This window comes from Burkholderia sp. Bp9142 (genome assembly GCF_003853415.1).
GTDB lineage: Bacteria > Pseudomonadota > Gammaproteobacteria > Burkholderiales > Burkholderiaceae > Burkholderia.
In genome coordinates, this window is the sequence record NZ_QTPP01000047.1 from 1 (window position 1) to 12,784 (window position 12,784).

The 12,784-nt window shown below is 67.7% G+C and carries 9 protein-coding genes and 1 pseudogene; 1 reads left to right on the top strand and 9 read right to left on the bottom strand.

Annotated elements, in window-relative coordinates; all coding sequences use genetic code 11:
- Nucleotides 1-155 (bottom strand): GntR family transcriptional regulator (locus DIE22_RS33110; protein WP_124469915.1); only part of this gene is annotated, 155 nt, incomplete at its 3' end.
- Between the two features lie 359 nt (nucleotides 156-514).
- On the opposite strand from DIE22_RS33110, the pseudogene DIE22_RS33115 reads away from it, so the two are divergent.
- Nucleotides 515-1,007: pseudogene (locus DIE22_RS33115) on the top strand (branched-chain amino acid ABC transporter substrate-binding protein); the annotation flags it as partial.
- 31 nt (nucleotides 1,008-1,038) lie between these two features.
- Here DIE22_RS33115 and DIE22_RS33120 read toward each other — a convergent pair.
- The 8 genes from DIE22_RS33120 to DIE22_RS33155 all read right to left on the bottom strand — a co-directional run bounded on the left by DIE22_RS33120 (nucleotide 1,039) and on the right by DIE22_RS33155 (nucleotide 12,672).
- Complete coding sequence (locus DIE22_RS33120; RefSeq protein WP_124607039.1) at nucleotides 1,039-1,950, bottom strand: hypothetical protein; 912 nt, start codon at nucleotides 1,948-1,950, stop codon at nucleotides 1,039-1,041.
- Nucleotides 1,951-2,065: 115 nt separating this feature from the next.
- The gene (locus DIE22_RS33125) at nucleotides 2,066-3,802 is read right to left on the bottom strand and encodes a site-specific integrase (protein WP_124607040.1); all 1,737 of its coding nucleotides are present in this window, start codon (nucleotides 3,800-3,802) and stop codon (nucleotides 2,066-2,068) included.
- Between the two features lie 100 nt (nucleotides 3,803-3,902).
- On the bottom strand, nucleotides 3,903-5,168 hold the full coding sequence (locus tag DIE22_RS33130; RefSeq protein ID WP_124607041.1) for a nitrate/nitrite transporter: 1,266 nt from the start codon (nucleotides 5,166-5,168) through the stop codon (nucleotides 3,903-3,905).
- A gap of 15 nt (nucleotides 5,169-5,183) precedes the next feature.
- Nucleotides 5,184-5,972, bottom strand: a complete 789-nt coding sequence (locus tag DIE22_RS33135; RefSeq protein ID WP_124607042.1) for a peptidylprolyl isomerase — start codon at nucleotides 5,970-5,972, stop codon at nucleotides 5,184-5,186.
- 9 nt (nucleotides 5,973-5,981) lie between these two features.
- Nucleotides 5,982-6,665, bottom strand: a complete 684-nt coding sequence (narI, locus tag DIE22_RS33140) for a respiratory nitrate reductase subunit gamma (protein ID WP_124607043.1) — start codon at nucleotides 6,663-6,665, stop codon at nucleotides 5,982-5,984.
- Nucleotides 6,666-6,689: 24 nt separating this feature from the next.
- Entirely contained in the window at nucleotides 6,690-7,385 is a 696-nt protein-coding gene (gene narJ, locus DIE22_RS33145; RefSeq protein ID WP_124502084.1) for a nitrate reductase molybdenum cofactor assembly chaperone, read from the bottom strand.
- Entirely contained in the window at nucleotides 7,382-8,911 is a 1,530-nt protein-coding gene (gene narH / locus DIE22_RS33150; RefSeq protein ID WP_124502085.1) for a nitrate reductase subunit beta, read from the bottom strand. Before narH ends, narJ begins: the two co-directional genes overlap by 4 nt.
- Nucleotides 8,908-12,672 (bottom strand): nitrate reductase subunit alpha, encoded by a 3,765-nt coding sequence (locus DIE22_RS33155; RefSeq protein WP_124607044.1) that lies wholly within the window; start codon nucleotides 12,670-12,672, stop codon nucleotides 8,908-8,910. Before DIE22_RS33155 ends, narH begins: the two co-directional genes overlap by 4 nt.
- Between the last annotated feature and the right edge of the window lie 112 nt (nucleotides 12,673-12,784).

Below are 12,784 nucleotides of genomic sequence, written 5' to 3' on the forward strand. Positions count from 1 at the left end.
CTTTCGAGCAACAGGTATGCATGCAGCACGGTCGTGATGCTGATCCGGTGCTGCTGGCTCGCCTGCCGCACCGACGGAATCCGGTCGCCGTGCCGGTACACGCCCTGTCGGATCAGGCGCTCGATGTCGTCCGCGAGTTTTTCGTAGAGCTTCATCGCGCGCTCCCCGCCGGCCCGCGCATGCGCGCCGCCGCTCCGTGCGCGTTCGATACGCGCGTGTGCCGCCCGCCGACCGGGCCGTCGTTCCGCCTGATTGCTCCCTCCGGTTTTGCCTTTTCCATCGCAGTGGCTCGCTTTTGAAGATGCGCCGGGAGGCCCGTCATTTCTGGGCCTGCGGCACTGTGCACTTGATGATGGAATATTAAAAGCAGAACAGTTGACGCGGAGTACACACATCGGATACGCACACAAGAGTACAGTTTGGCGCGAATTCAGCATTTCGGGTCAACTGTACGTCTTACGAATCGGCGTGGCGGACGGCGATGGGAGGCAATACGGCGTGATCGCGCAGTCCTGTCGGCGGCGTGGTCGCCGGACGCTTCGCGGTCGAGCAGATGAAGGTCAAGCGGATCGACATCGTCGACCGTGAATACGCGCGCGACAGGGCCGTCGATTTCCGCGGCGTCCTGACGACGATGAAGAGCAACAACGTCGCCCTGCTGCTCTTCGGCGGCCTTGACGACCAGGGGGCGACGCTCGTCAAGCAGATGCGCCCGCTCGGCATCCGTGCGCAACCGGTCGGCGCCGGCGCGCTTCAACCAGGACGTGGGGCTGTATGCGCCGTTCGCGTACGACGCGGCGCTAGCGATGATCGCGATGATCCACCAGGCCGATGCGGTCGACCGCGGCAAGCTCGTCGCGAGCCTGCCGGGCGTGTCGGTCACCGGTGTGACCGGGAAGATCTCGTTCGACGAGCGCGGCGACCTGATCAAGCCGCCCTACACGCTGTTCCGCGTCGAACAGGGGCAGTGGCACAGCATTCGCACGGTCGGCGGCGCGTCGAACTGATCGACGCCGGGCAGCCCGGCAGCAGACGGCGTTACCGCGCCGCCTGCTGCCGCTGTACTTCCTGCGCTTTCATCTGCAGATACGCGCCCCGCTCGACTTCGTGCAGTTGCTGCGGATACTGCTCGGTCGCGTCGAACCAGCGCGCAAGCCGCTGGTCGAGCGGCTTGTCGAGCGTCGCGAGATAGGTGTCGATCGCGAGGTAGTAGCGCATCGTGTTGCGCTCCAGCAATCCGCGCACGCCGCCGATGTATTGCGGCTGCGCGGCCGATGCGCCGTTGGCGACCGTGAACCCGACCTTGTCGCTGCCGACCGTCGCGAGGTAGGTCTTCATCGCCATCCGGCCGACCGCGCCGAAGCCGTACGAATACGTGAGGTGCAGGAACGTGCGCGATGCGCCGACCGGCACGGCCTCCAGTGCGATCCGGTAGTCCTTCGTGCCCATCGGGCCGCTGTCGGCGGTCAGGTCGACCTGGAAGTAGTCGGGCGTCGCGGCGGCCACGCGGTAGCGGAACTGCACGCGATAGGTGTCCGACAGCTTCTGCTCGATCTTGCGGCCGAGGTTCACGTCGAGCACCGGGCCGTTGCTGCCGGTCGACGCGTGACAATACTTCGTGTTCAGGTGCAGGATCAGCACCGCGCACCAGTTCGCGGGGCCCTGCGCGGCGTCGTTGAGCTTGCCGTTCACGACGGAAAACGGATAGTCGACGACCGCGTAGATATCGCCCTTCAGCGACGTGGATGCCTCGGACGATTCGAGGTACAGCGGGCGGTGGAACGGGTTGCTCTTCAGTTGCTCGTCGAGGCCGTGATAGCGGTCGAGCAGCGCCGCGGCGCCGTCCGCGCCGAACGACAGCGCGCTCCAGCCGAGGCAAAGCGCCGCGACGAGCGCGTGCCATGCGCGGCGGGCGAACCGCGGGGCTTGCAGGTGATCGGGCGTCTCCATTCTTGTGCTCCAGCGGGTGGCGTTTGCGCGCCTGTTCCGTTACCGAATAAAGCGTCTGACCGTCAACGATGCCGTGTCGTTCCGTTCAATCCACACGCAGTCGCACACGCCGGGTTCATTTATCCGCCGAAAACGCACTCGACATCTGCCGCGCCCGCTTCACATCGTCCCCGTGCAGATAGATCGACGTCGTCGAAATCGACGCGTGTCGCAGGTTGTCGCGCACCGTCGTCAGCTCCGCGCCCCGCGCGAGCGCATGCGTCGCATGCGTATGCCGCATCCAGTGCGGGCTCGCCTGCCGCAGCTTTTGCGCGAGCGCCGGGTTGTCCTCGTCGACGAGCGCAGCCGTCTGCGCGAAGAACCGCTGCATCACCTTCCACAGCCGCACGCTCGTGATCCCGGCCGCGCCGTCTTCCGCGAGGCTCGGAATCAGCGGCGTCTCCGGCCGCCAGCGCACCGGCGTCACCGGCAGCCGCCGCGCGACCAGATGACGATCGAGCGCCGTGCGCGCGAGCGGCGGCAGCGCGACGCGCGCGGCCTTGCTGCCTTTGCCGATCACCTTCAGCCACGCATCGCCGTGCGCGTCCGTGTCGATGTCGCCGAGCGTCGCGCCGACCAGTTCGCTGGCGCGCAGCCCGGTCGCATAGCCGAAGTCGAGGATGAAGCGCAGCCGTTGCGCGGCGGCCGGCGTCCAGCCGGATTGCAGCGCGCCGGACGGCTTGTCCCTGCGAAACTCGAGCCCGTCCGCGATCGTGCGCACCAGCAGCCACTCGCCTTCGGTGAACGCATGCGACGTGTCGAGCGCATTCGCACCGCGCGTGTCGCGCACCTTGACGCCCGCAAACGGATTCGCGAGCAGGTAGCGCTGCTCGATCAGCCAGCGGAACAGCGCGCCGAGGACCGACAGCGTGTACGCAGCCGAGCGCGCGGACAGCCCGCCGGAGAACGGCCGCCAGTCCGGCGCGCCGCGCGGCCGCACGGGGCCGACCCAGCGTTCGTGCGGCGTCGGGTGGCGCAGGAACGCGCGATACGCGACCGCATCCTCGGTCGTCAGCGACGACAGCGCGCGCCCGCGCTCGACGATCGCCCACAGGATCAGCCGCTCGGCCTCCTTCCGGTACGCGCGGCGCGTCGCGGCCGATTCGTGCAGCGACAGCCACGCGTGCACGGCCGCGTAATCGTTGTCCGCATCGAGCGTGCAGGTTGCGCGCGGCGCGCGGAACGTGCCGGCCGACCCGTCGACCTCGTGCGGCAGCTTCAGCTGCTCCCACGGCACGATGCCGCCGCGCGGCGTCGCGGCGATCAGCGCGCGCGCCCGCTCGGTCAGGCCGGGGTGCGCGGCAAAGAACGCCTCGATCTGCCGCGCGCCCGCCATACCGAGCCCCGCGATCGTGCGCCACCACTGACGCCGCCGCGGAATCCGCACGGTCAGGTCGGCCAGCGTCGCGATCCCGTGCGCACGCAGCGCGACGACCGCACGCGCCGGCAGCCACCGGCCGACGTCGTCGCTGATCTGCGGCACCGGCGGGCGCGCATGGCGCAGCAGGCCGATCGCGTCGGTCGCCGTTTTCGCGATCTGCATGCGCGCGCTGTCGGCATGACCGAGCTGCTCGGCAAGATCGGGGCGCCCGGCCTGCCGCGCGACACGCACGAGGCGGCGGCGAATCCCGCCGATCACGCCGCGCGCCGACCGCCCTTCGCCGAGCCGATCGGGCAGATAGCGCTCGACCGCCTGGCGCACGGTCATGCCCGCGTACCACGCACGCAGCGCGGCCAGTTCGTCGGCGTCGGGAAAGCCTGCGGGTGCAGGCGCTGAATCGGAGGAAGGCGGTGAAGCGAGGCGCGGTGTCATGGGCCCCAGTTTGACAGAACTGCGGACGCTCGAAAACGCCTGAGGGTCCGCACGACAGCCGTGCGATGCCGGACGGTGCCGGGCATCGCGCGGAAACCCGTCAACCCGTGACCGGCGTGCGCCGCACTTCGGACAGATAGATGAGGGTCAGCGACACCCACACGATCCCGTACAGGAACATGAAACAGGTCGTGCGCACGCGCAGCAGGTCGAGCAGCACGCCGAACAGGATCGGCAGCAGGAAGCCGCCGAGCCCGCCCGCGAGCCCGACGATGCCCGTGACGACGCCCATGTTGTCCGGGAAATCGTCGGCGACGTACTTGAAGGTCGACGCCATCCCGAACGCGAACACCGCACCGAGCACGAAGGTCAGCGCAACGAAGCCGGCCACCGGCATCGAAAGGTTCAGCGACGCGGTGCCGTCGATCGTGTGGATCACGAAATCGGTCGCCGGATACGACAGCAGGAACAGCGCGATCCACGCGACCCACAGCCCCCACCACGTGACCGCGTGCGCGCCGAAGCGGTCGGACAACGCGCCGCCGAGCGCGCGCAGCACGGAGCCCGGCAGCGAGAAGCCTGCCGCGAACGCGGACGCCATCACGAGCGACATCCCGTATTCGCTCTTCAGGTACTGCGGAATCCACAGCGACAGCGCGGTGAAGCCGCCGAACGTGATCGAGTAGTACTGGCAGAGCCGCCACACGCGCGGGTCGCGCAACACCTTGAAGGCGTCGAGCAGCGAGCCGCCCCGTTTGCCGGCCCCCGGATCAGGCGCCGACGCGAACCAGAAGATCACGGCCGTGACGAGCAGCGCGATCGCATAGACGCGCGGCACGAAGCGCCAGCCGTACGCCGACAACAGCAGCGGCGTGACGAACAGATTGACCGCCGCGCCGCACGTGCCCGCGCCGAACACGCCCATCGCCATCCCGCGCCGCTTCGGCGGGAAGAAGCGCGCGACATACGGCGTGCCGACCGCGAATGATGCGCCGACGCAACCGAGGAACAGTCCGATGAACAGAAACTGCCAGAGCTGCGTCGCGTAGCTGACGATGTAGACGGGAATCGCGCAGACGACGAGCAGCACCGTCATCACGATGCGGCCGCCGAAGCGGTCGGTCCACGTGCCGAGCGGCAAGCGCATCAGCGCGCCGGTCAGCACGGGCGTCGACGTGAGCAGGCCGAACTCGGTGCTGTTCAGGCCGAGATCGGTGCGCAGCTGCACGCCGAGCACGCCGAACATCATCCACACGACGAAGCACACCATGAACGCGAGCGTGCTCGCAGCCAGCACCGACCATGCGCGCAGCGGGATGGCCTGCGTGTCCGCGGCCCGGCCGACGTTACCTTGTTGAGTTGACATACGCAAAACCCCGTTTCATTGGACGAGCGGCCCGTTCGCACCGTCGAAGGCCACGCCTTCGATGCGCGCGCCGCCCGCGAGTATTGCCACGTACTGCCGCATCGCCCGCTGCCGCACGCGTTCCGACAGGTACGCGGCGATCTGGCCGGCGGCCTCGTCGAACGGCACCGTGTCGCCCGGCACGCGGCGCTCGATGCGCACGATGTGAAAACCGAAGCGCGTATTGACGAGTTTCGGCAGCACGCCGAGGCCGTCCGTGTCGAACAGCGCGGCCTCGAACTCCGGCACGGTGTCGCCGCGCAGGAGCTGCCCGAGGCTGCCGCCGACTTGCGCCGACGGGCAGTTCGACGATGCGCGCGCAACCGCTTCGAACGTATCGGGCGCGGCGACCACGTCGGCGAGCGCGCGTTCCGCGCGCTGCCGCAGCGGCGCGAGCGGCACGCGGTCGGTCACCGCGAACAGCACGTGGCTCGCATAGACGATGTCGTTGCGGCGAAAGCGCGCCGGATGCTGCGCGTAGTAGCGCTCGCAGTCGGCGCGGTCGGGTTCCGGTACGTGCGTGAGCTCGCGCTCGAGCAATGCGTCGACCGCCGCATCGTCGAGCGGCGTGCCTTCATCGATCAGCGCGAGCGACACCGCGCGCTGCCGCAGCAATTCGCGCACCGCAAGCGCATGCCGCGCCGCATCGAGCGGATCTGGCGCGTCGCCGTGATGCCCGGCCTCGGCGGCAATGGCCGCGTCGTCGATCGCGACACCGTTGACCGTCAGCGGTGCCGTCGCGACTTCGGAGAGAACGTCGTTCATGCGGCCTCCTCAGCGCTTGCGCACGAGCTGGTACGGCCGGATCAGGTACGCGACCGACGCGATGCCGCTCCAGATATGCACCATCCGCGTGAACGGCGACACGAGGAAGATCGTGAAGCCGAGCAGGATGTGCAGCCGGTACGTCAGCGGCACGCCGACCAGCAGGCTCGCGATGTCCGGCCGGAACGTGACGACGCCCTTCACGTAGTCGGTGAGCTGCTCGAACATCGCGCCGTCCATGTGGCGCGTCGACAGCACGACGGTGCCGAGCCCGAGCGCGAGCTGCACCCACAGCATCAGCACGATCAGGATGTCCGACTTGCGGCTGTTGTTGCGGATGCGCGGGTCGCCGAGGCGGCGCCAGATCAGGATCGTCAGGCCGATGATCGCCGCGACGCCGGCCGCACCGCCCGCCACCATCGCGACGAGCTGGTGCCCGGACGCCGACAGGAACGGCGACACGAGCCAGTGCGGTGCGAGAAAACCGCCGAAGTGTCCGAGCACGACGACCAGCACGCCCCAGTGGAACAGGTTGCTGCCGAGCCGCAGCATCCCGTGACGCAACAGCTGCGACGAATCGCTTTTCCACGTGTATTGCTCGCGGTCGAAGCGGATCAGGCTGCCGACCAGCAGCACCGCGAGACAGATGTACGGGTAGATCCCGAACAGGAACTGATGCAAGTAAGCGTTCATGTCTTTCCCCAGTTGGGCCCGCGCTTACGCGCTTCGGGCCGGCCGCTTGTCGTGGAACCGCACCGTCTGCTCGGCCGGCGTTGCGGCGCCAACGAAGCGCACCGCTTCGTCCGCATACGACGCGTCGAGCGCGCGGTAGTCGTCGGCGCTCGGCCGCTCGGCGGCCACGTCGTCGTCCGCGTCCGCCGGTGCGTCGACCGGCGCGAGGCCGGCCATCGACAGCAGCGCGCCGACGACGAAGCTGTAATGACTGCCGCGCTGCGCGAGCTGGCCGGCCAGCGCGCGCAGGATCTCGCCGGTCTCGCCGAGCAGGTTGCGCGCATCGGGCGCCGGCAGCCGCGACAGGTATTCGAGGAACACGGGCAGGTAGTCGGGCAGCTCGCCCGGGTTCAGCGTCAGCCCGTGCCGCTCGTACATCTGCAGCAGGTCGACCATCGCCTGCCCGCGATCGCGCGATTCGCCGTGCACGTGCTCGAACAGGTGCAGCGACGTCGCGCGGCCGCGATCGAACAGCGCCACGTAGTTCTCCTGCAGCGTCAGCAGGTCGCGCTCGCGCACGTACGCGAAGAACCGGTCGAGGCCCGCGCGCACCGCCTTCGGCACGCGTGCGCGTTCGCGCAGGTGGGCTTCGATCGAGTCGAGCACGTCGACGAGCGCGTCGTCGGGATAGTCGAGCAGCGCCGCGAACGCCGCGTAGGTCGGATCGGGTGCGGTGCTCATCGGGACGCCTCGTGGATCGGAATGGTTTTCGTGCCCTTCTTCGGGCTGAACAGGCTGCCCTCCGAACGGCCGTCGGAACAGCCGTTGCCGAACGAGAAGCCGCACGATGCGCGCAGGTCGTACGCGTTCTCCGCATACTCGCGGTGCGTCGTCGGGATCACGAAGCGATCCTCGTAGTTCGCGATCGCGAGATAGCGGTACATCTCCTCGACCTGCGCGAGCGACAGCCCGACCTGGTCGAGCACGCCGCGCGCGTCGATGCCGTCGACGTGGCGCGCACGCATGAACGCGCGCATCGCGAGCAGCCGTTCGAGCGCGAGCTTCACCGGCGCCTCGTCGCCGGCCGTCAGCAGGTTCGCCAGATAACGCAGCGGGATGCGCAGCGATTCGACGTCCGGCAGGTAGCCGTTCATCCCGAGCGCGCCGCTGTTCGCGGCGGAGTTGATCGGCGACAGCGGCGGCACGTACCAGACCATCGGCAGCGTCCGGTATTCCGGATGCAGCGGAAACGCGATCTTCCAGTCGATCGCCATCTTGTAGGTCGGCGAGCGCCGCGCGGCGTCGATCCACGCGGCGGGCACGCCGTCGCGCTCGGCCTGCGCGATCACGGCCGGATCCTCGGGATCGAGGAACAGCGACAGTTGCGCCTCGTACAGGTCCTGTTCGTTCTCCGCGCTGGCGGCCTCGCTGATCCGGTCGGCGTCGTACAGCAGCACGCCGAGGTAGCGGATGCGGCCCACGCAGGTTTCCGAACACACGGTCGGCTGGCCGGCCTCGATGCGCGGATAGCAGAAGATGCACTTCTCGGCCTTGCCGCTCTGCCAGTTGTAGTAGATCTTCTTGTACGGGCATCCCGACACGCACATGCGCCAGCCGCGGCACTTGTCCTGGTCGATCAGCACGATGCCGTCTTCCTCCCGCTTGTAGATCGAGCCCGACGGGCACGCCGCGACGCACGCCGGATTCAGGCAGTGCTCGCAGAGGCGCGGCAGGTACATCATGAAGGTGTTCTCGAACTGCCCGTAGATCTCCTTCTGCACCGACTCGAAGTTGTAGTCCTTCGCGCGCTTCTCGAACTCGCCGCCGAGGATTTCCTCCCAGTTCGGGCCCCACTCGATCTTCTCGAGCCGCTGGCCGCTGATCAGCGAGCGCGGCCGCGCGACCGGCATCGCGCGCGTGTTGCCCGCTTCCTGCAGATGCGCATAGTCGAACGTGAACGGCTCGTAGTAGTCGTCGATCTCCGGCAGGTGCGGGTTCGCGAAGATCTGCGCAAGCAGCCGCCACTTGCCGCCCAGGCGCGGCTCGATCCTGCCGTCCGCGCGCCGCTGCCAGCCGCCGCGCCAGCGGTCCTGGTTCTCCCAGTCCTTCGGATAGCCGATGCCCGGCTTGGTCTCGACGTTGTTGAACCACGCGTACTCCATCCCTTCGCGGCTGGTCCACACGTTCTTGCACGTCACCGAGCAGGTATGGCACCCGATGCACTTGTCGAGGTTCAGCACCATCGCGATCTGTGCGCGTATTTTCATGAGGTTTCTCCAGCGCGTACGTTCGGTGTGTCGGTTGCGGCCTCTTCGCCATCGAGCCAGTCGATCCTGTTCATCCTGCGCACGATCAGGAACTCGTCGCGATTCGAGCCGACCGTGCCGTAGTAGTTGAAGGCGTACGACAGCTGCGCATAGCCGCCGATCATGTGGGTCGGCTTCAATGCGATGCGCGTGACCGAGTTGTGAATGCCGCCGCGCGTGCCGGTGATCTCGGAGCCCGGCGTGTTCACGATCTTCTCCTGCGCGTGGTACATCATCACCATCCCGGACGGAATCCGCTGGCTCACCACCGCCCGCGCGCACAACGCGCCGTTCGAGTTGTAGCACTCGATCCAGTCGTTATCGACCGCGCCGACCGCCTTCGCGTCGTCCTCCGACATCCACACGATCGGGCCGCCGCGCGACAGCGTCAGCATCAGCAGGTTGTCCGTGTACGTGCTGTGGATCCCCCACTTCTGGTGCGGCGTGAGGAAGTTCAGCACGCGCTCGGGGTTGCCGTTCGAGCGCTTGCCGACCATGTGCGCATAGCTGCCCGTGTCGATCGGCGGCTTGTACGCGCACAGCGACTCGCCGAACGCGCGCATCCACGGATGGTCCTGGTACAACTGCTGGCGGCCCGTCAGCGTGCGCCACGGCACCAGCTCGTGCACGTTCACGTAGCCTGCGTTGTACGACACGTGCTCGGATTCGATCCCGCTCCACGTCGGCGACGAGATGATCTTGCGCGGCTGCGCCTGGATGTCGCGGAAGCGGATCTTCTCGTCCTCGCGCGCGATTGCCAGGTGCGTGTGATCGATGCCGGTGATGCCGGACAGCGCACGCCACGCCTTCACCGCGACTTCGCCATTGGTTTCCGGCGCGAGCGCGAGGATCACCTCGGCGGCGTCGAGCGCGGTGTCGATGCGCGGGCGCCCGTGCGCGGCGCCGTCGGCGACCGTGTAGTTGAGCTGGCCGAGCAGCTTCACTTCGTCCTTCGTATCCCAGCCGATCCCCTTGCCCGCATTGCCGAGCTTGTCCATCAGCGGGCCGAGCGACGTGAAGCGCGCATAGGTGTTCGGATAGTCGCGCTCGACCGCGACCACGGCCGGCATCGTGCGGCCCGGCACCGGCTCGCATTCGCCGCGCTTCCAGTCCTGCACGTCGAACGGCTGCGCGAGTTCGCCCGGCGTGTCGTGCGCGATCGGCGCGAGCACGACGTCGCGCTCGACGCCGAGGTGCCCGTCGCACAGCTCGGAGAAGCGCTTCGCGATCCCCTTGAAGATCTCCCAGTCGCTCTTCGATTCCCATGCGGGATCGACCGCCGCCGACAGCGGATGGATGAACGGATGCATGTCGGACGTGTTCATGTCGTCCTTCTCGTACCACGTCGCGGTCGGCAGCACGACGTCCGAATACATGCAGGTGGTCGACATCCGGAAGTCGAGCGTGACCAGCAGGTCGAGCTTGCCGCGCGGCGCTTCGTCGTGCCACTTCACTTCCTCGGGGCGCGTGCCGCCCGTCGCACCGAGATCCTCGCCCTGCACGCCGTTGGTCGTGCCGAGCAGGTGTTTCAGGAAATACTCGTGGCCCTTGCCCGACGAGCCGAGCAGGTTCGAGCGCCATACGAACAGGTTGCGCGGGAAGTTGTCGGGGGCGTCCGGGTCCTCGCACGCCATCTGCAGCGTGCCGGCCTTCAGCTGCCGTGCGACGTCGGCGCCGGCCTGCGCGGCGTCGCCAAGACTCGCGCCGACCTTCAGCGGATTCACCGCGAGTTGCGGCGCCGACGGCAGCCAGCCCATCCGTTCCGCACGCACGTTGTAGTCGATCGGCGCGCCGTGGAATTGCGTCTTGTCCGCGAGCGGCGACAGCAGCGCGCCCGGGTCCATCGTGTCGTAGCGCCACTGGTCGGTGTGCGCGTAGAAGAACGAGGTCGCGTTCATGTGCCGCGGCGGACGGTTCCAGTCGAGTGCGAACGCAAGCGCGGTCCAGCCCGTCTGCGGGCGCAGCTTCTCCTGGCCCACGTAATGCGACCAGCCGCCGCCCGGCTTGCCGACGCAGCCGCACATGATCAGCATGTTGATGATCGCGCGGTACGACATGTCCATGTGGAACCAGTGGTTGATCCCCGCGCCGATGATCACCATCGACTTGCCCTGCGTCTTGTGCGCGTTCTCCGCGAACTGCCGCGCGACCGAGATCACGTCCGCGCGCTTCACGCCGGTGATCGTTTCCTGCCACGCCGGCGTATACGGAAGGTCGTCGTCGTAGCTCGCGGCCACGTCGCGCCCGCCCAGCCCCTGGTCGAGCCCGTAGTTCGCGACGAACAGGTCGTACACGGTCGCGACCAGCATCTCGCCGTCGCGTGTCGCCACGCGCCGCACGCCGATCCGGCGCGACAGCTCGGAGCCGTGCTGCGTCGAGTTGAAGTGCGCATGCGGCTGGTTGCCGAAGTACGGGAACAGCACGTCGACGACGTCGTCGTGCTCGGCCGTGCATGACAGCCGCGGCGACAGCGCCGCGCCCTTCGACGTCTCGTCGCGCAGGTTCCACTTGCCCTTGTCCGCATCGGCCTGCTGCCCCCAGCGAAAGCCCACCGAACCGACCGGCACGACGAACTCGCCCGTCGCGTCGTCGATCATCACAGTCTTCCAGTCAGGATGCGCGGCCTCGTCGAGCGCATCGTCGAAGTCGGATGCGCGCACGAGGCGCTCGGGCACGTAGCCGTCGCCGTGCGGCACGAGGCGCACGAGGCACGGCATGTCGGTGTAGCGCTTGCAGTAGTCGACGAAGTAGTCGCTCTTCCCCGCGAGATGGAATTCCTTGAGGATCACATGGCCCATCGCGAGCGCGAGCGCCGCGTCGGTGCCCTGCTTCGGATGCAGCCACAGGTCGCCGAACTTCGCGCCTTCCGAGTAGTCGGGGAACACCGACACGACCTTGGTGCCGCGATAGCGCGCCTCGACGAGGAAGTGCGCGTCCGGCGTGCGGGTCTGCGGGACATTGGAGCCCCACATCATGATGAACGTCGAGTTGTACCAGTCGGCCGATTCCGGCACGTCGGTCTGCTCGCCCCAGGTCTGCGGCGACGCGGGCGGCAGGTCGCAGTACCAGTCGTAGAAGCTCAGGCACACGCCGCCGATCAGCGACAGGTAGCGCGAGCCTGCCGCGTACGACACCATCGACATCGCCGGGATCGGCGAGAAGCCGACCACGCGATCGGGGCCATGCCGCTCGACCGTGTAGACGTTTGCGGCCGCAACGATCTCGTTGACCTCGTCCCAGTTCGCGCGCACGAAGCCGCCGAGCCCGCGCCGGCTCTGGTACGAACGCCGTGCGTCGTCGTCCTCGACGATCGAACGCCATGCGTCGACGGCGCCAAGCGTGCGGCGGCGTTCGCGCCACAGCTTCACCAGTGCGCTGCGCACCATCGGATGCTTGAGCCGGTTCGCGCTATACAGATACCAGGAGTACGAAGCGCCGCGCGAGCAGCCGCGCGGCTCGTGGTTCGGCATGTCGGGGCGCGTGCGCGGGTAATCGGTCTGCTGGGTTTCCCAGGTGACGATCCCGCCTTTCACGTAGACCTTCCACGAGCACGAGCCCGTGCAGTTCACCCCGTGGGTCGAACGGACGATCTTGTCGTGCTGCCAGCGCAGCCGGTAGCCGTCTTCCCATTTCCGGTCCTCGTCGGTGACGGCGCCATGTCCGCCGGAGAAGGTTGGCCTTGTTGTGGAGAAATAACGCAATCTATCCAGGAAATGGCTCATGGGGATCTCGTTTTTCCGGTCTTTTGGCAGACCCTGATTATTTAAGGAGGTGTAATACCGGTTGTAAAGGACGATCGGCTTTGACGCTCCGCCTGTCTCGCCGTGGTCGAAC

Coding starts and splice junctions, on each gene's coding strand:
- DIE22_RS33120 (WP_124607039.1), bottom strand. CDS start 1,950: ATGGAGACGCCCGATCACCTGCAAGCCCCGCGGTTCGCCCGCCGCGCA.
- DIE22_RS33125 (WP_124607040.1), bottom strand. CDS start 3,802: ATGACACCGCGCCTCGCTTCACCGCCTTCCTCCGATTCAGCGCCTGCA.
- DIE22_RS33130 (WP_124607041.1), bottom strand. CDS start 5,168: ATGTCAACTCAACAAGGTAACGTCGGCCGGGCCGCGGACACGCAGGCC.
- DIE22_RS33135 (WP_124607042.1), bottom strand. CDS start 5,972: ATGAACGACGTTCTCTCCGAAGTCGCGACGGCACCGCTGACGGTCAAC.
- narI (WP_124607043.1), bottom strand. CDS start 6,665: ATGAACGCTTACTTGCATCAGTTCCTGTTCGGGATCTACCCGTACATC.
- narJ (WP_124502084.1), bottom strand. CDS start 7,385: ATGAGCACCGCACCCGATCCGACCTACGCGGCGTTCGCGGCGCTGCTC.
- narH (WP_124502085.1), bottom strand. CDS start 8,911: ATGAAAATACGCGCACAGATCGCGATGGTGCTGAACCTCGACAAGTGC.
- DIE22_RS33155 (WP_124607044.1), bottom strand. CDS start 12,672: ATGAGCCATTTCCTGGATAGATTGCGTTATTTCTCCACAACAAGGCCA.